At 61.2% G+C, this 20,785-nt stretch carries 21 protein-coding genes, 2 tRNA genes and 1 pseudogene; 7 read left to right on the top strand and 17 right to left on the bottom strand.

Annotation, left to right across the window (positions count from 1 at the left end; translation table 11 throughout):
• Window positions 1-3: 3 nt before the first annotated feature.
• The 16 genes and pseudogenes from NPS46_RS09315 to NPS46_RS09245 form a co-directional block, all read right to left on the bottom strand.
• Window positions 4-834 carry a ParA family protein gene (locus tag NPS46_RS09315; RefSeq protein ID WP_274106434.1) on the bottom strand — a complete coding sequence of 277 codons (831 nt, stop codon included), beginning with the start codon at window positions 832-834 and terminating at the stop codon, window positions 4-6.
• Window positions 835-936: 102 nt separating this feature from the next.
• A tRNA-Thr gene (locus tag NPS46_RS09310) sits at window positions 937-1,012 on the bottom strand.
• Window positions 1,013-1,966: 954 nt separating this feature from the next.
• The gene (locus NPS46_RS09305; RefSeq protein WP_274106433.1) at window positions 1,967-3,178 is read right to left on the bottom strand and encodes a methyltransferase; all 1,212 of its coding nucleotides are present in this window, start codon (window positions 3,176-3,178) and stop codon (window positions 1,967-1,969) included.
• Window positions 3,179-3,241: 63 nt separating this feature from the next.
• Window positions 3,242-3,931, bottom strand: coding sequence for an ABC transporter permease (locus NPS46_RS09300; RefSeq protein ID WP_274106432.1), 690 nt, complete (start codon window positions 3,929-3,931; stop codon window positions 3,242-3,244).
• Window positions 3,932-4,624 carry an ABC transporter permease gene (locus tag NPS46_RS09295; RefSeq protein WP_274106431.1) on the bottom strand — a complete coding sequence of 231 codons (693 nt, stop codon included), beginning with the start codon at window positions 4,622-4,624 and terminating at the stop codon, window positions 3,932-3,934.
• 60 nt (window positions 4,625-4,684) lie between these two features.
• Window positions 4,685-5,440 carry an ABC transporter substrate-binding protein gene (locus NPS46_RS09290; protein ID WP_274106430.1) on the bottom strand — a complete coding sequence of 252 codons (756 nt, stop codon included), beginning with the start codon at window positions 5,438-5,440 and terminating at the stop codon, window positions 4,685-4,687.
• Between the two features lie 13 nt (window positions 5,441-5,453).
• On the bottom strand, window positions 5,454-6,227 hold the full coding sequence (locus tag NPS46_RS09285; RefSeq protein WP_274106429.1) for an ABC transporter ATP-binding protein: 774 nt from the start codon (window positions 6,225-6,227) through the stop codon (window positions 5,454-5,456).
• Window positions 6,228-6,520: 293 nt separating this feature from the next.
• Window positions 6,521-6,922 (bottom strand): hypothetical protein, encoded by a 402-nt coding sequence (locus NPS46_RS09280; protein ID WP_274106428.1) that lies wholly within the window; start codon window positions 6,920-6,922, stop codon window positions 6,521-6,523.
• 94 nt (window positions 6,923-7,016) lie between these two features.
• Window positions 7,017-7,199 carry a hypothetical protein gene (locus NPS46_RS09275; RefSeq protein WP_274106427.1) on the bottom strand — a complete coding sequence of 61 codons (183 nt, stop codon included), beginning with the start codon at window positions 7,197-7,199 and terminating at the stop codon, window positions 7,017-7,019.
• A 254-nt stretch (window positions 7,200-7,453) separates the two neighbouring features.
• Window positions 7,454-8,158 carry a methyl-accepting chemotaxis protein gene (locus tag NPS46_RS25320; RefSeq protein ID WP_425312725.1) on the bottom strand — a complete coding sequence of 235 codons (705 nt, stop codon included), beginning with the start codon at window positions 8,156-8,158 and terminating at the stop codon, window positions 7,454-7,456.
• Between the two features lie 228 nt (window positions 8,159-8,386).
• Window positions 8,387-8,596: pseudogene (locus NPS46_RS25315) on the bottom strand (methyl-accepting chemotaxis protein); the annotation flags it as partial.
• A gap of 883 nt (window positions 8,597-9,479) precedes the next feature.
• Window positions 9,480-9,555: transfer RNA gene (locus NPS46_RS09265), tRNA-Phe, on the bottom strand.
• Between the two features lie 102 nt (window positions 9,556-9,657).
• Window positions 9,658-9,930: an oxidative damage protection protein gene (locus tag NPS46_RS09260; protein WP_274106425.1), complete on the bottom strand. Its 273-nt coding sequence runs from the start codon at window positions 9,928-9,930 to the stop codon at window positions 9,658-9,660.
• The gene (mutY, locus tag NPS46_RS09255) at window positions 9,927-10,994 is read right to left on the bottom strand and encodes an A/G-specific adenine glycosylase (protein WP_274106424.1); all 1,068 of its coding nucleotides are present in this window, start codon (window positions 10,992-10,994) and stop codon (window positions 9,927-9,929) included. Before mutY ends, NPS46_RS09260 begins: the two co-directional genes overlap by 4 nt.
• Entirely contained in the window at window positions 10,991-13,213 is a 2,223-nt protein-coding gene (locus NPS46_RS09250) for an AsmA family protein (protein WP_274106423.1), read from the bottom strand. Before NPS46_RS09250 ends, mutY begins: the two co-directional genes overlap by 4 nt.
• Window positions 13,214-13,296: 83 nt before the next feature.
• Window positions 13,297-13,695, bottom strand: coding sequence for an acetyl-CoA sensor PanZ family protein (locus NPS46_RS09245; RefSeq protein WP_274106421.1), 399 nt, complete (start codon window positions 13,693-13,695; stop codon window positions 13,297-13,299).
• Between the two features lie 252 nt (window positions 13,696-13,947).
• Here NPS46_RS09245 and NPS46_RS09240 point away from each other — a divergent pair, with 252 nt between their 5' ends.
• The 7 genes from NPS46_RS09240 to NPS46_RS09210 all read left to right on the top strand — a co-directional run bounded on the left by NPS46_RS09240 (window position 13,948) and on the right by NPS46_RS09210 (window position 19,855).
• Window positions 13,948-15,609: an OFA family MFS transporter gene (locus NPS46_RS09240; protein ID WP_274106419.1), complete on the top strand. Its 1,662-nt coding sequence runs from the start codon at window positions 13,948-13,950 to the stop codon at window positions 15,607-15,609.
• 245 nt (window positions 15,610-15,854) lie between these two features.
• On the top strand, window positions 15,855-16,448 hold the full coding sequence (gene hisB, locus NPS46_RS09235; RefSeq protein WP_274106417.1) for an imidazoleglycerol-phosphate dehydratase HisB: 594 nt from the start codon (window positions 15,855-15,857) through the stop codon (window positions 16,446-16,448).
• A complete protein-coding gene (gene hisH / locus NPS46_RS09230) occupies window positions 16,448-17,086 on the top strand; it encodes an imidazole glycerol phosphate synthase subunit HisH (RefSeq protein WP_274106415.1) in 639 nt (212 codons plus the stop codon). Before hisB ends, hisH begins: the two co-directional genes overlap by 1 nt.
• The gene (locus tag NPS46_RS09225) at window positions 17,086-17,340 is read left to right on the top strand and encodes a DUF2164 domain-containing protein (RefSeq protein ID WP_274106413.1); all 255 of its coding nucleotides are present in this window, start codon (window positions 17,086-17,088) and stop codon (window positions 17,338-17,340) included. Before hisH ends, NPS46_RS09225 begins: the two co-directional genes overlap by 1 nt.
• Before the next feature lie 97 nt (window positions 17,341-17,437).
• Complete coding sequence (hisA, locus tag NPS46_RS09220) at window positions 17,438-18,175, top strand: 1-(5-phosphoribosyl)-5-[(5-phosphoribosylamino)methylideneamino]imidazole-4-carboxamide isomerase (protein ID WP_274106411.1); 738 nt, start codon at window positions 17,438-17,440, stop codon at window positions 18,173-18,175.
• 80 nt (window positions 18,176-18,255) lie between these two features.
• Window positions 18,256-19,026, top strand: a complete 771-nt coding sequence (gene hisF / locus NPS46_RS09215; RefSeq protein WP_274106409.1) for an imidazole glycerol phosphate synthase subunit HisF — start codon at window positions 18,256-18,258, stop codon at window positions 19,024-19,026.
• A gap of 73 nt (window positions 19,027-19,099) precedes the next feature.
• Entirely contained in the window at window positions 19,100-19,855 is a 756-nt protein-coding gene (locus tag NPS46_RS09210) for a substrate-binding periplasmic protein (RefSeq protein ID WP_274106407.1), read from the top strand.
• A gap of 44 nt (window positions 19,856-19,899) precedes the next feature.
• Here the strand turns inward: NPS46_RS09210 and NPS46_RS09205 are convergent, their stop codons facing one another.
• The gene (locus NPS46_RS09205) at window positions 19,900-20,661 is read right to left on the bottom strand and encodes a divergent polysaccharide deacetylase family protein (protein ID WP_274107106.1); all 762 of its coding nucleotides are present in this window, start codon (window positions 20,659-20,661) and stop codon (window positions 19,900-19,902) included.
• Window positions 20,662-20,785: the final 124 nt, after the last annotated feature.

Below are 20,785 nucleotides of genomic sequence, written 5' to 3'. Positions count from 1 at the left end.
GGCTTATACCCTCGCGATCTGGCTTTCCCACTCGGGCCATAGCTCGCAGGCGACGGCCTTGAGGGTGTCCGAGGCGAGGGGCGCCTTGCGGCCTTTCTGGCGGAGCGCGTGGCTGGGCTCCAAGTGGTGTGCGGGCACGCCTTCGGACGCGGCCAGCCGGTAGGTCAAGAGGGCCGGAATCGCGGCGGTGAGCACATTGAAGGGCGTGACCAGCTCATCCATCAGCTCGCGGATTTGCGCGGAAATGGCCTTGGCGTCGTTGGTGTAGTCCTGGCGGTTAAACACCACGTGTAACGGCGGGGCACCCACCCCGGCGCTCTGGCGTAAACGGTCGACACTGGCGAACAGGGCGAGGGTGCCGCGACTGAACTCCCGGGCGCTGAGCATTTCCGGCACCAGTGGCGAGAGCGCCAGGTCGGAAGCGACCAGGGCCATTTCAACTGTTACAGCGGCCGTACCTTTGGTGTCGATGATCACCAGGTCGTAGGCGGGCAGGCGTTTAAGCAGGGCGCGCAGCCGAAGGCGGCCGTCGGGAGCATGCAGCAGAAGGGTTTCGAGTTGGTGATGGGGATCGTTGGACAGAATGATGTCCAGGCCGGGGATATTGGTACGCGAGATGATCTGTGCGGGATCGGTCGTGTTGTGGACCAGCAGATCGAACGTGCCGCCGGGGGCCTGGTAGTCGAGGGGGAAATAGCTGCTGAGGGTGGGTTGACCGTCGAGATCAATCAGCAGGGTCTTGAGGCCGGCATCGGCTGCGAGCCCGCCCAGGTTGGCTGAAGCGGTGGTTTTGCCCACGCCACCTTTTGAAGATACAACGCAAATGACACGCATAACACTGACCTCGTTTCGATGAATGAACGAAGTTTCGTGCGCGTGTCATGGGTTGCGGTCGAGAAACCAGATCCTGTGGAGTGGCGTCTTTACTGCTTTGTATGGTGCCGGCACCAGGAGTCGAACCCGGGACCTACTGATTACAAGTCAGTTGCTCTACCAACTGAGCTATACCGGCGTGTTGGGCGACGATTATAGCGACTGATCAGGTTCTGTAAACCCCTGATATCAGACTATTTTCACCGGCCTGCCAAGCGACTCGCTCGGCCTGGGGTGACAACCCCATCCCAGTAGGTGGTTCGCTTTGGTAGGGCAGGAAGCACCAGCGGCGTTACTGATGGTAAACCCGAATAAGATTAGAGCTATAAACCTATTGATTAATGCAGGACCGACAAGTGAGACAAATCTCATTGTTGCGTAGGATATGTTGATAGTAATGTTTTGGCTCATTGTTTTAATTGACTAAATAACTTTACGAGACGCGAAGGAATGCCCGCTTTAATCTCCAAACTGGCTTCAGTTATTGGCATGGCGTTGTACAGAAATTTAATCGCTATATGCCTGTTGCTGGCCTGTGCTTTTCTATCCGATCTGGCGTTTTCTTTGGTCTACGGCCATGGAGGTGGCTGGTCGGCGGCCGTTAATTCGGTTAATTCGGTCTATTCGGTCGATGAGTGCTCCGATTGGGAAATCTGTGAACTCAATAAAGGGCACTTCAAATAAAGCGTGGCTTTGAATAAGAGATTGATTCTTATTAGTGTGTGGGAGTTTGTTTGCGTTGATTTGATGGATTAGATTTTCATCTCCCGCGCCGATAAGAATTCAACGTTGTGCGTAACTTTAATCTATCTACTCGGCTATCAATCGATTAGCCATTTTTCAGCTGCGTGTTTGATTGCGGTTTATGCCTTAGCGTCAGGTGTTTATGCACAACAAGGCCGACCCTTGAGTGCAAGCCAAGCCAATCTGTGATCGACTTCGCACTTTCGTGTAAGTCTCTGTTTTCTCGGTTTTTTTATCGATAGATCAAAAAACGATCGGGTCGGTAGGAGCCCTGTATTGCTTGTTTTTTGTGGTCTCGTCGAGTTTTCATCAACAGAGTTATCCACAGGCTGCTGACGGGCTGAAACTGCTAAATGGCTTCAGCCAGCAGCAACAGATTACGCGGGCTTAGCGGCTTTGCGCAGAACTGCCCCAGTTGCACCTGGTAGCCCTTTTCTTCAAGTAGCAAGGCCCGATCCAGTACCAGCCAGAGTTCCAAGGGGCGGCGAAACAGGCCGCGCACCAGCTCCAGGTTGCGCACCTGCGCCAGTCGCTGCCAGCCAGCGGCTTCCAGGGCGGGCCAGTCGTGTTGGTCGCCGATGCTCAGGCCCTTGAGGGCGCCAAGGTCGCGGCAGTAGTCGGCAAAGGGTTTGTCCAGCCAGGCACTGGGCAACGAGGGGGTTGGCAGGTAGTCGGCGCTTTGGCGCAGTTGCCGTTGCAGTAGATCGAAGCTCAAGCGGCGTGCCATTGATAGGTCGCGTTGGCGGCGTACCCGGGCACCAGCGGTCACGGTTTCGCTCAGTGGCAGGGCCAGATCATCGAGGGACAAGCGCAGCTCGCTGGCCTGGGCCGCTTGGGACAGTGGCTGGTAATGCGACGTGGCGATGCGGTTATAGCAGCATGGCGCAATTGCCAGTTGCCGGCACCCAGCGTCGCTGGCCAGGTGGATCAGCCGCACATGCAAATCGCCGCAGGCATGCAGGGCGACTGGCGTGCATTGGCTATTCAGGACATCGGTGACGTGCGGGCTCATGACATCCATTTGCCGATGCTCGACCGTCAGTCCATGGTGGCGGCTCAGTTGCTGTCCGGCGTCGATCAGGGTCGGGTCGTATTCCAGGCAAGTCAGGGTTTGTCGCGGCTGTAGCAGGCGTCGGCCCAGATGCCCCTTGCCAGCGCACCAGTCGAGCCAGTGGCTGGGTGGTCGGGTAAAGTCCAGGCAACTGGCGAATGCTTCTATCTGTTGCCACTTGCGCCCCGGCACATCGCTGTCCAGGCGGGGCGCGGCAGCGTGCAGCGGGCGGGTTGGCAGGTCGCCGATTGCGCCCAGGTGGTTGGCCTGGGCGGCCAGTTGGGTGAAGGGCGCTGGCGCCGCAAGGTGCTCGGGCTGGTTATGGTCGGCCTCTGCGTCCGCCAGGGTGCGCTGGCGCAACCACTGGGCCAATTCGGCGTAGCGGGCTTCCCAGGGCAATTCCAGGTGGGTGAAGGGCCGTGGTCGCCAAAGGACCTGATGCTCGCTGAGAAAGGCGTCGAGAGCCTGGAAGCGATCGCGCAGGTCGTGGCCTTTGAGCGGGGCGGGCATGAGCAGGCCTCGAATGGCAGGTGGGGATCGTGAGTGGACGGCAAGGGCCACTCGCGAGTGGGTTTAGCGCCCCTGGGTCGCGTCGACCCGCAGCCAGCGTTCGAGCAGTTTGAACGCCTGGACCAGTACGAACGAAATCAGCAGGTAGAACACCCCGGCGGCGAAGAAGATCTCCACCGTCTGATAGTTGCGAGCGATGATCGTGCGTGCAGTGCCGGTCAGTTCGAGCAAGGTCACGGTACTGGCCAGGGAACTGGCCTTGAGCATCAGGATTACTTCATTGCTGTAGGCCGGCAGGCCGATCCGCGCCGCACGCGGCAGGATGATATGGAGCAGAGTCTTGGGGCGTGACATGCCCAGTGCGCGTGCCGCCTCGATCTCGCCCGGCGGAATGGCCTGGATGGCGCCGCGCAGGATCTCGGCAATGTAGGCCGCGGTATGCAGGGTCATGGTCGCGGTGGCGCACCAGAACGGATCACGTAGATAGCGCCACAGCGCGCTTTCACGTACGGCGTCGAACTGCGCCAGGCCGTAGTAGACCAGGAACAGTTGCACCAGCAGCGGTGTGCCGCGGAAAAAGAAGATGTAGCCGTAAGGCAGGGCGCGTACGTACCAGAGCTTGGACGAGCGGGCGATGCCCAAGGGGATGGCCAGGATCAATCCGGCGATCACGGCGATGGCGACCAGCTCCAGGGTCAGCGTTGCGCCCTGGGCCAGGCGCGGGATCCACTTGATGATGACTTCCCAATTCATTTAAGTGGTCCTCACAAAACCGCGGGCCGCGCGTTTTTCCAGGTAGTGCATGCCGATCATGGCAAGAATGGTCAGGCCCAGGTACATCACGGCAGCGACCATATAGAAGGTGAACGGCTGCTTGGTAAAGGTCACGCCGATCTGCGCGTGGCGCATGATTTCTTCCAGGCCGATCACCGAGACCAGTGCCGTGTCCTTCATCAGGATCATAAACAGGTTGCCCAGGCCGGGCAGGGCGATGCGCCACATCTGCGGCAGAATCAGCCGAGTGAAGATGCGCAGTTTGGACAGGCCCAGGGCGGTTCCCGCTTCGCGGTGGCCCTTGGGAATGGCCAGAATGGCGCCGCGAAAGACTTCGGTGGCGTAGGCGCCAAAGCACAGGCCCAGGGCGATCACGCCGGCGGCGAATGGGCTCAGGGCTAATTCGGGATTACCGAAGTATTCGCCGATATGGTTCATGGTGGTGATGGTGCCGAGGTAGATCAGCAACACCCAGAGCAATTCGGGTACACCGCGCACGATGGTCGAATAGGTTTCGCCCAGCCAGCGCAGCGGTTTATAGGGCGAGGTTCTGGCCAATGCACCGAGCAAACCAAGGACTAGGCCCAGACACAGCGCCGAAAGTGCCAGTTTGACGGTCATCAGTGCGCCGGCAGCAAGCGCCGGGCCGAATCCGTAGAGATCAATATTCATGGGCAGGCTTGGCTAGGGACCGGCGCGCCAGCCGTGGGGCTGGCGCGCGGGTCAGGCAGGTCAGAGGATGCTGAACGGGAAGTACTTGTCGTTGATCTTCTTGTAGGTGCCGTCGGCGATGATTTCTTTCAGCGCAGCGTTGAGTTTCTCGCGAACTGCGTCGCCTTTGCGCACAGCAATACCGATCTTGTCGCTTTCTTCAACCGGGTCGCCCTTGAACTCGTAGGCCTTGCCAGCGTCGCTTTTGAGCCACTCGTAGTTGACGTACTTGTCAGCCAGGATCGCGTCGAGACGACCGGAAGTCAGGTCCAGGTAGGCGTTTTCCTGGGTGTCATAAAGCTTGATGGTGATGTCGTCACCCAGGTTGTCTTCCAGCCAGGTGCCGGCCAGGGTTGCGCGCTGTGCGCCAATGATCTTGCCTTTGAGGCCGGCCTTGTCGGTCTTGAACTCGGCGTCTTTCTTGGCGGCGATGAACTGCAGCTTGTTGGAGTAGTAGGGGTCGGTGAAGTCGACGGCCTGCTTGCGTTCGTCGGTGATCGACATCGAGGAGATCAGGAAGTCGAATTTCTTCGCGTTCAGGGCGGGGATAATGCCGTCCCAGTCGGAGGTGACGATTTCGCACTCGGTCTTCATCTTGGCGCACAGGGCGTTGCCGATATCGACGTCGAAACCAACGACCTGGCCGCTGGCATCCTTGTTGTTGAACGGCGGGTAGGCCGCTTCGATGCCCATTTTCAGCTTCTCGGCAGCCATGGCACCGGCGCTGAAGGCCAGGGTGACGGCAGCGGCCAGGAGAATTCTCTTGTAGTTCTGCATGCGTGTTGCTCCGTTAGCGGTTGCTGGACATGAATTGTTTGCAGCGAGCCGAAAGCGGGTTTTCGAAGACCTGCTCTGGCGTTCCTTGCTCTTCGACCAGGCCTTGGTGAAGGAAGACCACTTCACTGGAAACCTGACGGGCGAAGCCCATTTCATGGGTGACCAGCAGCATGGTACGGCCTTCTTCGGCCAGACCGCGGATCACACTGAGTACTTCCTGAACCATCTCCGGGTCAAGTGCTGATGTGGGTTCATCGAACAGGATGACCTTCGGTTGCATGGCCAGGGTGCGGGCGATGGCCGCGCGTTGTTGCTGACCGCCGGACAGTTGGGCGGGGTAGGCGTGGCGCTTGTCACTGATGCCGACCTTGGCCAGCAGGGCCTCGGCGACCTCGATGGCCTCGGCCTTGCTCTGACCCAGTACGCGGCGCGGTGCCTCGATGATGTTGTCGAGGATGCTCATGTGCGGCCAGAGGTTGAAGTTCTGGAACACAAAGCCGATTTCGCTGCGCAGGCGGTTGATCTGCTTGCCGTCGGCGGCAACCAGTTCGCCGTTCTTCGCGGCCTTGAGCTTGAGTTCTTCACCGGCGACCAAGATCTGGCCCTGGTGCGGGTTTTCCAGCAGGTTGATGCAGCGCAGGAAGGTGGACTTGCCGGAACCCGAGGAGCCGAGGATGGAGATCACATCGCCGTCGCGTGCGGTCAGCGAGACGCCCTTGAGCACCTCGAGCGTGCCGTAGCGTTTGTGCAGGTTGCGGATTTCAAGCGCGGGCGTGGCCTCAGCCATGTGCGGTCCTCATAGGGTTCTGTTGCGCTCCTGCTGTTGGCGCGCCTTCCTGGCGTGGCGCCAAGCTAGCATAGGGTTCGAAGATCAGCCAACCGGGCCGCCGGGCTAATCGCTCCGGTATGCGGCAGGTTGTCGCATCGCTACAGGAGACTGTCGCGCCGTCAACAACCGGACAACGTTTTACGGCAGTGTCCGGGCAGGTGTCGCGTAAAAAAGGGCGCGATGTTGCCAGCTTTGCCCGGGTGTTGGAAGGATAAATCGCTGATTGAGCCAACCGGCTGCCGTTATCGGGCTCAGGATTGTTGCACGGCCTGGGAGGCCGCCACGTAGTCGGCTTGGAACTGCGCCGACTCGATCCAGGCCAGCGCCCCGGCTTCATCGGTTTCGGCGGACCACTGACGGTACTCGATCAGGGCCGACAGGATAAAGTCGGTCGCGAACTCTTCGCCCTCCTGCTCCAGCACCAGTTCGAGCAATGGGTCTTCGAGAAAGGCCGTGCACATGGCCTGTTGGCTGGTTTTTTCGGCGCGGCGCATTTTGTCGAACAGCTCCGAGAGGTCGACTTCGCTGAAGTCCAGGCGGTCATCGTCGGCTGGCAACGTATCGACCGGCTTTGCTGCGCGTTGACTGCGGTTCTGCTTGGCCTTGGTTTTTGCCCGTTGGGCGCGCTTGTGCTGCTTGTTCTGGGACGGCATGGGCTTGGGTGCTTATGGTCGGCAGGAAAGCAGCAATTATCAGCATGGCGGACGGTTTGCCAAGGGCCTATTTTTCAGGGCGACAAAGGGGCGGCTATTTCTTTTTGCTGGCGGCTCGGTTGGCGGCCTTGATCTTGTTCAGAGTGCGCTGCTTTTTGAAGTCGTCCTGGGCATTGGCCATGGCGCCGGCGGCGGATATCCAGTCCGAAGCGGTGCAGCCTGAAGCCAGTGCCAGTACGCAGCCGATGATTGCGGCTTTTGAAAACATCCCGAACATAAGGTCACTCTCCTGCGGACTCGGCTGTGTGGGCTGGCGGGCCGTTGCCGGGCGCCAGCGCTCGGAAATGGCGATTCTCCCCAACAGCGCTTATGGCTTTGTGTGAGGAGGGTCGGGATGTTGTTGAAATTCGTGCAGGTATGTCTCGGGATGTTTCTCTGACAATTAACAACCCGCATCAGGTGGGTTCTTGTTTGTTTCAGGGTGATGCCTGGCCCCGTCGAGCACCGAGGTGCCGGCAGGGCTCACGCCGCCTAGGCGCTCAGACGCGCCGTGACTTCATTCAATTGCCCCGACAGGCCATGCAGGTGGTGACTGGCTGTTTCGGTGCGCTGCACGTTGTTCAGGTTGGTGCTGGCGATGCTGGTGATCTCGGTCAGGTTGCGCGAGATATCTTCGGCGACGCAGGTTTGTTCTTCCGCGGCAGTGGCGATCTGGCGGTTCATATCGCGAATGGCTTCCACTGCCAGGGTGATGCGCTCCAGCATGGCGCCGGCCTGGGTGACTTGCTCGACACTCTGCTCGCTGCGTGACTGGCCGTTCTCGATTGCCTGGACGGCGTCCACGGCACTGCTTTGCACGGTTTGAATGATCTGGTTGATTTCGATGATCGAGGCGGCCGTGCGTTGGGCCAGGCTGCGTACTTCATCGGCTACCACGGCAAAGCCGCGGCCTTGCTCGCCGGCCCGGGCCGCTTCAATGGCAGCGTTCAGTGCCAGCAGGTTGGTTTGCTCGGCGATGTCGCGGATGACCTCCAGCACCTTGCCGATGCGACCGCTGTCGGCTTCCAGGCGGCGGATGACCGTGGCGGTGCTGGTGATTTCACCACGCATCTGGGTGATGGTCTGGATGGTGCCTTGCATAACCTTTTCGCCCTGCTGGGCCGCTTGGTCCGCATCGTCGGCCGCTTTCGCGGCGTCGACCGCATGGCGGGCCACTTCCTGGGCGGTGGCAGACATTTCGGTCATCGCCGTGGCGACCTGGTCGGTGCGGCTGAATTGCTCGTTAGTGCCGCTGGCCATCAGCCTGGCGATGGCATTCAGCTCGCCGCTGGCGCTTTCCAGGTCCTTGGCGCTGCCTTGGAGGCGGGTGAAGGTGTCGGCCAGAAAGTCGCGCAGGGTGTTGGCTGCGACGGCCAGCTTGCCCAGTTCATCTTCGCGGTTGCTGGCGACGCGCTCGGCAAATCTGCCCTGGCTGAGCTGGGCGACGTAGTCGATCAGGGCGCGAATCGGCTCGATCAGGTTGCGGTTGACCAACCATAGGCTCGATAGGCCTATCAGCAGCCCGGAGGCCAGTAGCACGATGATCCCCAACAGTACCGTGCGCTCGGCGCTGGCACGGATCAGCGTCGACTGCTCGGCGCCATCCTTGCGCAACTCGGCCACCAGGGCGCTCATCTGCTCGCTGGTGGCGCGGTCCACGCCCTTGACCGCTTTGTCGCCTGCGCTGGGGTCGGCGCCAGCGGCAATAAAGGCATCGCGGCCTTTTTGATAGGCGGCGCCCAACTGGTGGTGCTCATCACGCAGGCGTTCGATGCGGCGCTTGAGTGGGGCGTCGAGGCCTTGCTGTCCTGCCAGTTCGCCCAGGATGCGCTGCACATCGCGCTGGCGCTCTTCGAACTGCTCCCAGTATTTGTCCCGCTCGGCGGGTTGTTTGCCGCGTACCAGAACGTTTTTCCACTCCTGAACCTGCACCTTGAATTGCAGGTTGGCTTCATCGATCAATTGCGAGGTGTGCAGTGGGCCGGCGATCAGGTTGGCGTAGTTTTGTATGCCGCCTGACAGGAAGTGGAAGCAGGCCAGGGCAATCAATAACACGGCCAGCAGGCTGCCGGTCAGCAGGGCGAGAATTTGCGCTCTTAGAGACTTTTGCAAAGACATCAGGACTTACTCAGGGCTGGGATGAGGTGCGCTCCGTGAAGGGGCGCGAATTGTCCGGGCATCCCTGTCCGTGACCTTGGCCAGCAGGCCGAAGGCGCGCAAATTAACCCAAGGCAGGGCGGCTTGCCAGAGCGCCTTCTCGCTGAATCCGATCGCCGGTCGTGTGTCGATTGAATCGCTGCCTATTTCTGGAGTGCGCAGGCTGATGCCGCTCAATCGGTGGTTCAAAGCGGGTGGAGTGTTTTGCCTTGAGGCAGCGAGCGGATTCCAGGTCGTATCGGATGGCCAGGCGTGGCTGGGTTTGCGGGAAGGGGGTGATAAACCCTAGGCAACAAAAAACCCGCACTAGGCGGGTTTATTGTTTGCTTTCACGTGATTTGCACCACCTGAAAGCTGAAGGTGGTGCCCAGAGACGGAATCGAACCGCCGACACGGGGATTTTCAATCCCCTGCTCTACCGACTGAGCTATCTGGGCAACGGGGCGCATTAAAAGCGTTTTTCGAGGGGTCGTCAAGCACGATCTGAAAAAATATTTAATTATTACCGTCGCTTACGTCCGAAACCGGTTGCCAGCGGGTTACTCCGCAGGCGGTACGTAGCCGTCGGCCTTGGCGTAATCCTCGCCGCTGAAGAACTTGTCCATCTCGCCCTGGATATATTTGCGGTCTTCGGCGTTCATCATGTTCAGGCGTTTTTCATTGATCAGCAGGGTCTGGTGCTTCAACCAGTCGCCCCAGGCTTTCTGCGAGATGTGATCGAAAATCTCCTGGCCCTTGGCACCCGGGTACGGGGGGCGTTCCAGCCCTGGCAGTTCTTCCTGGTACTTGCGGCACATTACGGTACGGGTCATGACGACTCTCCTGTATTCAATACATCGGCGGCGCGCTTGAGCAGCTTTTTCACCGGGGCGGCAAGCCCCAGGCGCGGCGGGGTGGCGAGGTTATACCAGAGCCAGTCGGCCTCGGCCACGTGGTGGGCGCTCGTGTCGACGCGTACCAGCCAGGGCTCGATGGCCAGCTGGAAATGGCTGAATGTGTGGATCAGATTGGGCAAGGCCTGCTGCTGGCCCAGTTCGAGCGAGTGTTGGCTGGCCAGGTGCTCCAGATCGCTCAGTTCATCCAATTCGGGCAGGCTCCAGAGCCCGCCCCAGAGCCCGCTGGAAGGCCGCCGGTAAAGCAGGATGGCGCCTTCGCGATTGGCCAGCAGCGGCATCAGGGTGCGCTTTTGCGGTACGCTCTTGCGTGGTTTGGGAATCGGGTAGCGCGTCTCCAGGCCGAGCATATGGGCTTCGCAGGCGCTCTCAAGTGGGCAGAGCAGGCAACTGGGCTTGCTACGCGTACAGAGCGTGGCGCCCAGGTCCATCATTGCCTGGGTGTAGTGGTTGACCCGGGTGGCCGGGGTAAAGCGCTCGGCGGTGGCCCATAGCTGCTTGGCCACCTTGGGTTCGCCGGGGTAGCCCTCCTGGGCGGTAAAGCGCGCCAGGACCCGTTTGACGTTGCCGTCGAGGATTGGCGCGCGCAGGCCCATGCTGATGCTGGCGATGGCGCCAGCGGTCGACAGGCCGATGCCCGGCAGCTCGGTGAGTTTTTCCACATCCCGGGGAAATTCGCCGGCATAGTCGGCGACCACGATCTTCGCGGTTTTTTGCAAGTTGCGGGCGCGGGTGTAGTAGCCCAGCCCGGTCCACAGGTGCAGCACTTCGTCTTCCGGCGCGGCGGCGAGGGCCTCGACCGTCGGCAGCGAAGCCATGAATCGGTCGAAGTAGTTCAGCACAGTGCTGACTTGGGTCTGCTGCAGCATGATCTCCGAGACCCACACCCGGTAAGGCGTGATGCCCTGTTGCCAAGGCAGGTCATGGCGACCGTGATGGTCGTACCAGTCCAGCACCGCTGCTGAAAATTGCTCGGCTCTCATCGCTTGAACAGCCCCTTGAGTGCGTTTTTCAGTTCCGGGCTGACCTTGTTGCCGAGCTTCTCTTCCAGCTTTTCGCTGAGTTTGTCACCGGCCAGGCGGGCCGCGACCTTGCCCAGGCCATCCTTGTCCAGGCGGCAGGCTTTGGCACCCAGTTCCAGCGGGCCGCGGCAACGCAATGGCCATTCGATCCCGGCGTAGCGCGGGTTGACCTGGCAGGCCGGGTCCGGCATGTCGCTCTTGTCGCCTTCGATAATGATGCCGACGCGGTAGTCCATGCCCAGCACGCGCAGGTCGATATCACCGTTGCCGTTGACGGTCAGGCCGGGAATACGGACTTTCATGTCCGGGTTGCTGGCCACGCCGTTACGGATGTTCAGGCTGCCCTTGAGCTCCTGGAACGGCGTGTCCTTGCCCCGCGGCGCAGTGCTCAAGGCTTTGCGGTTGAGGGTGGCGATACCGGTGCACAGTTGCTGCTCCAGATTGGCGTCCAGCAGTACGCCATCGTAGAGCGCGAAGCTGGCGCTGCCATTGAGGCTGTCGATCAGTGTTTTCTGGCTGTTGCCGGTGCCGCTCAGGTCGCTGGTGAGGGTCAGCGCGCCTTTGACCGGCGGCTTCTGGCCCTGGCTTTGAAGGATGCGCTCGACTGGCACTTTGTTCAGCCGGGTTTGCAGGCTGAGCGTGGGTACGGCGGGGCGCACATCCAGGCTGCCCTTGGTTTCGAAGCTGCCGTTGTAGAGCTCGCCGCGCAGATTTTCCAGCTTCAGCAGGCCGCCCAGGCCATTGGCCTTGAGGGCGGCATTGTGGATCGGCAGCTTGCTCAGGGTCAGTTGGCCAAAGTTCAGGTCGGCATCCACGTCCAAGGCGCGCAGGCGTTCGACGGGCAACAGTTTCTCGGTGCTCCAGGCGCCCTTGGTCGGGGCGTCCGGCAAGGGGGTGGTGCCGGCCGCGCCTGCGGCTTCGGCGCTTTGCACTTCGGCCTGACGCGCCTGCGCGGCGCTGTTGGCATCGGCGGATTTAGGCGGCAGGTAGCGGTCGGCGTCGAAGGTGTCGCCCTTGAGCTGCACGCGCAATGATTGCTTGGCGAAGTCTTCGACCGCGATACGGCCACTAAACGTGCTGTCGTCGAGCTTCAGGTTGATGTTCTCGAACGCCAGGCTGGTGGGGCTGGCCTTGAGACGGCTGACCAGCTCGACCTTGCTCAGGCTGCCCTCGGCCATGGCTGGCAGGGGCTGGCCGATGCTGTCGAGGAATTTGGCCAGGTCGAACTGGGCTACCGACAGGCCGCCGCTGATCTGTGCATCTTTGTCCAGGTCGTTGGCCTTGAGCTCGCCAATCGCGCGCAGTTGGTTGGCGGACAGCTTCAGGCCGTTCCATTCGGCGACGTTCGCCGCGAGATCGACCAACAGTTGGCCCTGGGCGACAAAGGTCAGGCTTTTGCCCTGCAGCGGTTCGCCAGAGGCTTCGCCGGACAGGCGCATATCCTCGAACTGATAGCGCTTGAGCGCGCGGTCGAAGCGCAGGTTGCCGTTGAGCTCGGTGCGCGCGCGCAGCGCGGGCTGACTGGCGCCGAAGAAGGCGGTCAGCTTGACCGGGATAGTGCTGCCTTCATGGACCGCGCCGGTGCTGAGCTGAATACTCTCGGCGCTGAACTGCTGGCCGCTGCGCTCGTCGTTGAACTCGATGCGGGCATTGTTGACGGTCAGGCTGTCGATATCGAGCTTGATCGGCTGGGCTGGCTTGTCGCTGCCGCTTGCAGGTTCGCCCACGCTGCTCTGCTCTGTTGGGGTGGACGCTGGCGCAGGTGCGGCGGCGACGGCCGGCTTGCCGATGTCTTCCCAGTTGCCGTGGCCGTCCTTGTCGCGGTTCAGGCGCAGGTTCAGGCCTTCGACGCGTACATCGCTCATCTGCACTTCACGGCGCAGCAGTGGCAGCACGCGCACCGAGAGGCCGAGCATCTGCAGGTCGGCAAACGGCTGGTCGGGTTTGCTCAGGGTCGCCACGCTGGCTTCATGCAGCTCCAGGCCGAGCCAGGGGAACAGGCTCCAACCGATATCACCGTTGAGGGTCAGCTCGATATGAGCCTTGTCGCGGGCAATCTGGCGGATCTCGTCTTTGTAGTCGTTGGGATCGAACAGGTGGGTCAGGGCGAAGCCCAGGGCCACAATGATCAGCAACAGCCCGAGAATCACCAGACCCAGGATTTTGCCGAATGCTTTCATGGGCGAGTCCTTGCAGTCAGAGGAATGGAAAATTTAGCCCGCGAGTATAGCGCCCTGAATCCGGCGGCAGGCGATGCGGCGTTTCAGTCGTGATTCAGTGGCAGGTCCAATTTGGCGGCTAGCGCCCGGGCCTCAAGGTGTCCAGCGGGCGCCAGCAGGCGTAGTTCGGCCCCTGCCTGTCTGGCCAGGCGATGCGCTTCGCAGAGCAGGCGTTCGGCGACTCCGCGCCGGCGCGTGAGCTTGCGCACGCACAAGTGCGACAGCTGCCAGACACCGGCCTGACGATCCAAGCGTGCGGCGCCGAGCAAGCGGCCGTTGAAACGTCCGGCAACCAATTGGCCGTTGGCCAGGGCGTTGGCGATGAATGTCGAGGCACCGCCTTGGTCGGCGAGCAACCCGTCGGGGGCATCGAGATAGATTTTATGCAGGTCCTGACGGTCTTGCTCGGTGGCCAGGGTCAAGGGTTCAAATACGACGGGCATGGGCTCTCCTTTGTGGGGCGTGGACGGCAACACGCCAGTGTTTCGGCTGGGGAGCCGGTGCAGTTGGCGGATAAAACAGCCGATCAGTCAGGTTCCCCATAGTGGCAAATGCTACCCTTGGGCCGTTCGTCAGTTCTTGTGCGGCGCGTTGTCGCGCTGTGCGACTTCACTCGATAAAACGGCCATGCCTGTGTGCACCAAGGCCGGACGTGAAGCGTGGCTGGTGTTCCACATAAAAATGGGGGAAACACAATGAGCTCTAGCACTACGTCGGGCGGTCACGCCCGTGCGCCTGCGTTCCTGTCCAAGGAACGGATCATCGCCAAGCCTGGCTTCAATCGCTGGTTGGTGCCACCGGCCGCCCTGGCTATCCACTTGTGCATCGGCATGGCTTACGGCTTCTCGGTGTTCTGGCTGCCGCTGTCCAAAGCCTTGGGCGTGAATGCGCCTGTGGCCTGCGCACCGGATATGAGCTTTATCGCTCAGGTCTTTTCGTCCAGTTGCGACTGGCCGATCTCCATGTTGGGCTGGATCTATACGCTGTTCTTTATCTTTCTCGGTTGCTCGGCGGCCATCTGGGGCGGCTGGCTGGAACACGCCGGGCCGCGCAAGGCCGGTGTGGTTTCGGCGCTGTGCTGGTGCGGCGGCCTGCTGATTTCCGCGTTGGGCATCTATACCCACCAGATCTGGCTGATGTGGCTGGGGTCCGGGGTGATTGGCGGTATCGGGCTAGGACTGGGTTATATCTCGCCGGTGTCGACCCTGATCAAATGGTTCCCGGATAAACGCGGGATGGCCACCGGTATGGCGATCATGGGCTTTGGCGGCGGCGCGATGGTCGGTGCGCCCCTGGCGGCGGCATTGATGAACCACTTCGCTTCGCCTGAGGGGGTTGGCGTCTGGCAGAGCTTCCTGGTGATGGCGGCGATCTATTTTATCTTCATGATCGGCGGCGCCCTGGCTTACCGTGTGCCACCGACCGGCTGGAAGCCCGAAGGCTGGACCGCGCCGGCGAAGAAAGCCTCCAATGCGATGATTACCCATCGCCATGTCCATGTGAACGTCGCCTGGAAGACCCCGCAGTTCCGCCTGGTCTGGCTGGTGCTGTGCCTGAACGTTTCCGCCGGTATTGGCATCCTCGGCATGGCTTCGCCACTGCTGCAGGAAGTCTTCGGCGGCAAGCTGTTGGGCAACGAGCTGAGCTTTGGTCAACTGGATGCCGCACAACTCGGCCAGATTGCCGCGATTGCCGCCGGTTTCACCGGTTTGCTGAGTCTGTTCAATATTGGCGGGCGGTTTTTCTGGGCGTCGTTCTCGGACTACTTGGGCCGTAAAAACACCTATTTCGTGTTCTTCGCCCTGGGTTTTGCCCTGTACGCGCTGATCCCGAACATGGGCCATCTGGGCAATGTCTCGCTGTTCGTCGCGGCGTTCTGCATCATCCTCTCGATGTACGGCGGCGGTTTCGCCACGGTGCCGGCTTATCTGGCGGACCTGTTCGGTACGCAGATGGTCGGCGCGATCCACGGCCGGCTGCTGACCGCCTGGGCCGCTGCCGGGGTGCTGGGCCCGGTACTGGTGAACTACCTGCGTGAGTATCAGTTGAGTATCGGGGTCGAGCGGGCCGCGGCCTATGACATCACGCTGTATATCCTCGCCGGCCTGCTGGTGCTGGGCTTTATCTGCAACCTGCTGGTCCGCCCGGTGGACGACAAGTACTTCATGACCGAAGCCGAACTGGCCGCCGAACAGGCGCTGGGGCATGACAAAGGCACCGACAGCAGTACGGTGCTGGAGTGGAAGTCCTCGCCGGCCAGCCTGCCATGGGTGATTGCCGCCTGGCTGGCAGTGGGTGTGCCATTAGCCTGGGGCGTGTGGGTGACACTGCAGAAAACCGCGGTGTTGTTCCACTAAAACCCTCGCTGATTCGCGGGCGGCGTGTCTGTTACGCCGCTTTGCGGGCAGGCCGGGGAGTGATGTGGGGCGTCGGTGCAAGGCCGGTCGGGTGCTCCGTGCCGGCTTGATCGCCAGCCAACTGGCTCCTGCACGGGCGCGCCTGGTTTTTGGCGGGTCGGCGATATTGTCCTTCGTGTTTCTGTTTGTCTCCCGCGTGCCTATAATGGCTGCCTTTTTCGCCCAATGATTTTGCGGAGCTGGTGATGGCCGAACGTAAGGCGTGCGTCGAGCGCGACACTCTGGAAACCCAGATCAAAGCCTCGATCAACCTGGATGGCACTGGTAAGGCCCGATTCGATATCGGTGTTCCCTTTCTTGAGCACATGCTGGATCAAATCGCCCGACACGGGCTGATCGACCTGGATATCGAATGCAAGGGCGACCTGCATATCGACGACCACCACACCGTGGAGGATGTCGGTATCACCCTTGGCCAGGCGTTCAGCAAGGCCATCGGCGACAAGAAAGGCATCCGCCGCTACGGCCATGCCTACGTGCCGCTCGATGAAGCCTTGTCGCGCGTGGTGATCGACTTCTCCGGCCGTCCAGGCCTGGAAATGCACGTGCCCTTTACCCGCGCCACCGTGGGCGGGTTCGATGTCGACCTGTTCCAGGAGTTCTTCCAGGGCTTCGTCAACCACGCCAATGTCAGTCTGCATATCGACAACCTGCGCGGGCACAACACCCACCACCAGATCGAAACCGTGTTCAAGGCCTTCGGCCGCGCATTGCGCATGGCTGTCGAGCTGGATGAGCGCATGGCCGGGCAGATGCCGTCGACCAAGGGCGTGCTCTGATGCAAACAGTCGCGGTTATCGATTACGGCATGGGTAACCTGCACTCGGTGGCCAAGGCCCTCGAGCACGTGGGCGCCGGTAAGGTTCTGATCACCAGCGATGCCAATGTCATTCGCGAAGCCGACCGGGTAGTGTTCCCGGGGGTTGGCGCGATTCGCGATTGCATGGCCGAGATTCGTCGCCTGGGTTTCGACGCGCTGGTGCGCGAAGTCAGCCAGGACCGGCCGTTCCTCGGCATTTGCGTGGGCATGCAGGCGTTGCTCGACCACAGTGAAGAGAACGCCGGTGTGGACTGCATCGGTCTGTTTCCTGGCCAGGTAAAGCTGTTCGCCAAGGATCAGCATGAAGATGGCGAGCATCTGAAAGTCCCGCATATGGGCTGGAATCAAGTGAAGCAGACGGTGGATCACCCGCTGTGGCACGACATCCCGGACCTGGCGCGCTTTTATTTTGTCCACAGCTACTACATTGCTGCCGCAAACCCACGCCAGGTGGTGGGTGGCGGGCATTACGGCGTCGACTTCGCCGCTGCGCTGGCCGATGGCTCGCGTTTCGCGGTGCAGTTCCACCCGGAGAAGAGCCATACCCATGGCCTGCAATTGCTGCAGAACTTCGCCGCCTGGGATGGTCGCTGGTAATGAGCCGGAAGAAACCGCCGATTCTCAGCCTCACTCCCGAGCAGGAGAACGCGGCCACGCTCAAGATCAAGCGGTTCATGGAGGACCGTTTCGAGCTTGAGCTGGGTTCGTTCGAGGCGGCCGAGATCCTCGAGCTGTTTACCCGCGAAGTCGCTCCGCACTATTACAATCGGGCGATCTTCGATGTGCAGACGCACCTCAAGGAGCGTTTCGAAAGCATCGAAAGCGACGTGTGGTCGCTCGAAAAGAATTGAAGGCAGCCACCGGCCTTACGCCCGGGGCGCCGAGAACAGGCACGTATGCTGGCAGCTTGTGGCTTGCAGCTTGCCGCTCTTCTACGAAGGAAACGCTATGCTGATTATCCCCGCTATCGATCTCAAAGACGGTGCCTGCGTGCGTCTGCGCCAGGGCCGCATGGAAGATTCCACGGTGTTTTCCGATGACCCGGTCAGCATGGCTGCCAAGTGGGTCGAGGGCGGTTGCCGTCGCCTGCACCTGGTCGACCTGAACGGCGCCTTCGAAGGCCAGCCGGTCAATGGCGAAGTAGTCACGGCCATTGCCAAGCGCTACCCGACCCTGCCAATCCAGATCGGCGGCGGGATCCGTTCCCTGGAAACCATCGAGCACTACGTCAAGGCTGGCGTCAGCTACGTGATTATCGGCACCAAGGCGGTCAAGGATCCGGCATTCGTGGCCGAGGCCTGCCGCGCGTTCCCGGGCAAGGTCATTGTTGGCCTGGATGCCAAGGACGGTTTTGTTGCCACTGACGGCTGGGCCGAAATCAGCACCGTGCAGGTGATCGACCTGGCCAAGCAGTTCGAAGCCGACGGCGTGTCCGCCATTGTCTACACCGACATTGCGAAGGACGGCATGATGCAGGGCTGCAACGTGTCCTATACCGCGGCCCTGGCTGCGGCGACCCGGATTCCGGTGATTGCCTCCGGCGGTATCCACAACCTGGGTGATATCCAATCGCTGCTGGATGCCAAGGCACCAGGAATTATCGGCGCCATCACCGGCCGTGCGATCTACGAAGGCACCCTGGATGTGGCCGAGGCCCAGGCGTTGTGCGACGGCTACAAGGGCTAGCCGCAGGCCGCAGGTTTCAGGTGGTGCTTGACTGGCCGCTTGAAGCTTGCCGCTAAAAACTACTTTCCGGAGAAAAGCCCATGGCCCTGGCCAAACGCATCATTCCCTGCCTGGACGTGGACAACGGCCGGGTCGTCAAAGGCGTCAAGTTCGAGAATATCCGCGATGCCGGCGACCCGGTGGAGATCGCCCGCCGCTATGACGAGCAGGGCGCCGACGAGATTACCTTTCTCGACATCACCGCCAGCGTCGATGGCCGCGACACCACCCTGCATACCGTCGAGCGCATGGCCAGCCAGGTGTTTATCCCGCTGACCGTCGGCGGCGGTGTACGCACCGTGCAGGACATTCGCAACCTGCTCAACGCCGGTGCCGACAAGGTCTCGATCAATACCGCTGCGGTCTTCAACCCCGAGTTCGTGGGCGAGGCGGCGCAGCATTTCGGTTCGCAGTGCATCGTTGTTGCCATTGATGCCAAGAAGGTTTCCCTGCCAGGCGAAACCCCGCGCTGGGAGATCTTCACCCACGGTGGTCGCAAGCCGACCGGCCTGGATGCCGTTGAGTGGGCGAAGAAGATGGAAGGCCTGGGCGCCGGTGAAATCCTGCTGACCAGCATGGACCAGGACGGTATGAAGAACGGGTTCGACCTGGGCGTGACTCGGGCCATCAGCGATGCGCTGGGTATTCCGGTTATCGCGTCCGGCGGTGTCGGCAACTTGCAGCATCTGGCCGACGGGATTCTCGAAGGTCATGCCAGCGCAGTATTGGCCGCCAGTATCTTTCACTTCGGCGAATACACCGTGCCGGAAGCCAAGGCCTATATGGCCCAGCGCGGCATAGTCATTCGCTAGGCCCTACAGGCCACTGGACAGTATGGCGGGCTCGGGTCACTCTGGGGCTCGCCATGGATTTCGGTAGGTCAGTATGTTCAAACGCCTTCTGCTTGTTTTTGCCAGTGCTTCTCTACTGCTCGTGGGGGGCGCCCAGGGGGCTGAGATTCGCAAGGATTCGTTGGTCCTGCTGACCGAAAACTTCCCGCCCTACAACATGGCGAAGAACGGCAAAAACTTCGCCCAAGGTGAGAATATCGAAGGCATTGCCGTCGATATCGTGCGTGAAACCTTCCAGCGTGCCGGCATGCCCTACAGCCTGACCCTGCGTTTTCCCTGGGAACGTGTCTATAAACTCGCCCTGGAAAATCCCGGCTATGGGGCCTTTGTCATGGCCCGGCTGCCAGAGCGCGAGCATCTGTTCAAATGGGTTGGGCCGATTGGGCCGGATGACTGGGTGATGTTGGCCAAGGCCGATAGCAACATTGTCCTGACATCGCTGGAAGAGGCCCGCCAGTACAAGATTGGCGCCTACAAGGGTGATGCAATTGCCCTGACCCTGGCCAAGCAGGGGCTGGCGCCGTTGGTGGTGCTGCGTGACCAGGACAATGCGCAGAAACTGCTGACCGGACAGATCGACCTGTGGGCCACGGGCGATCCGGCCGGACGCTATCTGGCGCGCCAGATCGGGGTGACCGGGCTCAAGACGGTATTGCGCTTCAATAGCGCCGAGTTGTACCTGGCGCTGAACCGGCAGGTGTCGGATGAAACCGTGGCGCGGCTGCAAGCGGCGCTGGACCAATTGCGCCAGGAAGGCCGGGTTGACGAGATCCTTGCGCGCTATCTTTAGCGGCAAGCCTGACGCTTGTGGCTTGCCACTGCGCTCTGCGAGCGTTACCGATACTGGCCCGCAGGGCCATGAGCCGCCATGGCCCGGTTGCTACGTAACGCAATCATCAGTTTGATATCGATCCAGTCGATGCCCTGGGCTTTGAGCCTGGGCAATTCGCGCTCCAGTACCGCGAGGGTCTGGGGGTAGGGGTGGCCGATCACCACTGCCGAACCCTGTTTGTGGGCCAGGCGGATCGCCGTTTGCAATTGCCCGGCAATCGCCGTTTCGGTGCGTTCGTCATCGAGAAACACATCCCGCGAAACACTGGCCAGGCCAATGTGCTGCGCTTGCGCGGCCGCGACGGTCTTGGCGCTGGTGCGGCTATCGACAAAGAACTTGTGCCGGCGTTGCAGTTCGCCCATCAGCCAGGCCATGGCGCCGGGCTCGGCGGTCATACGGCTGCCCATATGGTTGTTGATGCCACTGGTATAGGGCACGGCCTTGAATGCGGCGTCCAGGCGTTTGCCGAGTTCTTCCTGGGACAGCTCGGGATGCCAGGCAAAAGGCCCGGTGGCCGGGTCCATGGGCATATGCAGGATCACGACTTTGCCTGCTCGATGGGCCTCGCGGGCGACTTCAGCGGCGTGGGGTGTGTCAGGCATGATTGCGGCAGTGACCGGGCCGGGCAAGGCGAGCACCCGGCGGTCGCGTGGCAGGTTCTGCCCCAGGTCATCGATGATCAGGGTCAGGTAGGCCTTGCGCGGTGCGGGGGCTTCGCTGGCGTGTGTGGCGGGCAGGCTCAGCAGGCAGAGAGCGCCGAGCAGGATGGAGCGGCAGAGTCGATGAAGGAATAACGGCATGCGGATGGGGTCGGGCTCCACGTTTTGGGGACAGGATGGCGATCCTTGGCCTCGGTAAACAGCTCGCTCCTACCCTGGGGCAGGAGCG

The sequence above is a fragment of the Pseudomonas putida genome, from assembly GCF_028682395.1.
GTDB lineage: Bacteria > Pseudomonadota > Gammaproteobacteria > Pseudomonadales > Pseudomonadaceae > Aquipseudomonas > Aquipseudomonas putida_AB.
The sequence above is the reverse complement of the archived record's forward strand: the minus strand, read 5'-3'. Positions and strand labels throughout refer to the sequence as shown.

What these genes read in the sequence shown, in the direction of transcription:
- NPS46_RS09315 (WP_274106434.1), bottom strand. Translation starts at nt 834, where the DNA reads ATGCGTGTCATTTGCGTTGTATCTTCAAAAGGTGGCGTGGGCAAAACC.
- NPS46_RS09305 (WP_274106433.1), bottom strand. Translation starts at nt 3,178, where the DNA reads ATGCCCGCCCCGCTCAAAGGCCACGACCTGCGCGATCGCTTCCAGGCT.
- NPS46_RS09300 (WP_274106432.1), bottom strand. Translation starts at nt 3,931, where the DNA reads ATGAATTGGGAAGTCATCATCAAGTGGATCCCGCGCCTGGCCCAGGGC.
- NPS46_RS09295 (WP_274106431.1), bottom strand. Translation starts at nt 4,624, where the DNA reads ATGAATATTGATCTCTACGGATTCGGCCCGGCGCTTGCTGCCGGCGCA.
- NPS46_RS09290 (WP_274106430.1), bottom strand. Translation starts at nt 5,440, where the DNA reads ATGCAGAACTACAAGAGAATTCTCCTGGCCGCTGCCGTCACCCTGGCC.
- NPS46_RS09285 (WP_274106429.1), bottom strand. Translation starts at nt 6,227, where the DNA reads ATGGCTGAGGCCACGCCCGCGCTTGAAATCCGCAACCTGCACAAACGC.
- NPS46_RS09280 (WP_274106428.1), bottom strand. Translation starts at nt 6,922, where the DNA reads ATGCCGTCCCAGAACAAGCAGCACAAGCGCGCCCAACGGGCAAAAACC.
- NPS46_RS09275 (WP_274106427.1), bottom strand. Translation starts at nt 7,199, where the DNA reads ATGTTCGGGATGTTTTCAAAAGCCGCAATCATCGGCTGCGTACTGGCA.
- NPS46_RS25320 (WP_425312725.1), bottom strand. Translation starts at nt 8,158, where the DNA reads ATGTCTGCCACCGCCCAGGAAGTGGCCCGCCATGCGGTCGACGCCGCG.
- NPS46_RS09260 (WP_274106425.1), bottom strand. Translation starts at nt 9,930, where the DNA reads ATGACCCGTACCGTAATGTGCCGCAAGTACCAGGAAGAACTGCCAGGG.
- mutY (WP_274106424.1), bottom strand. Translation starts at nt 10,994, where the DNA reads ATGAGAGCCGAGCAATTTTCAGCAGCGGTGCTGGACTGGTACGACCAT.
- NPS46_RS09250 (WP_274106423.1), bottom strand. Translation starts at nt 13,213, where the DNA reads ATGAAAGCATTCGGCAAAATCCTGGGTCTGGTGATTCTCGGGCTGTTG.
- NPS46_RS09245 (WP_274106421.1), bottom strand. Translation starts at nt 13,695, where the DNA reads ATGCCCGTCGTATTTGAACCCTTGACCCTGGCCACCGAGCAAGACCGT.
- NPS46_RS09240 (WP_274106419.1), top strand. Translation starts at nt 13,948, where the DNA reads ATGAGCTCTAGCACTACGTCGGGCGGTCACGCCCGTGCGCCTGCGTTC.
- hisB (WP_274106417.1), top strand. Translation starts at nt 15,855, where the DNA reads ATGGCCGAACGTAAGGCGTGCGTCGAGCGCGACACTCTGGAAACCCAG.
- hisH (WP_274106415.1), top strand. Translation starts at nt 16,448, where the DNA reads ATGCAAACAGTCGCGGTTATCGATTACGGCATGGGTAACCTGCACTCG.
- NPS46_RS09225 (WP_274106413.1), top strand. Translation starts at nt 17,086, where the DNA reads ATGAGCCGGAAGAAACCGCCGATTCTCAGCCTCACTCCCGAGCAGGAG.
- hisA (WP_274106411.1), top strand. Translation starts at nt 17,438, where the DNA reads ATGCTGATTATCCCCGCTATCGATCTCAAAGACGGTGCCTGCGTGCGT.
- hisF (WP_274106409.1), top strand. Translation starts at nt 18,256, where the DNA reads ATGGCCCTGGCCAAACGCATCATTCCCTGCCTGGACGTGGACAACGGC.
- NPS46_RS09210 (WP_274106407.1), top strand. Translation starts at nt 19,100, where the DNA reads ATGTTCAAACGCCTTCTGCTTGTTTTTGCCAGTGCTTCTCTACTGCTC.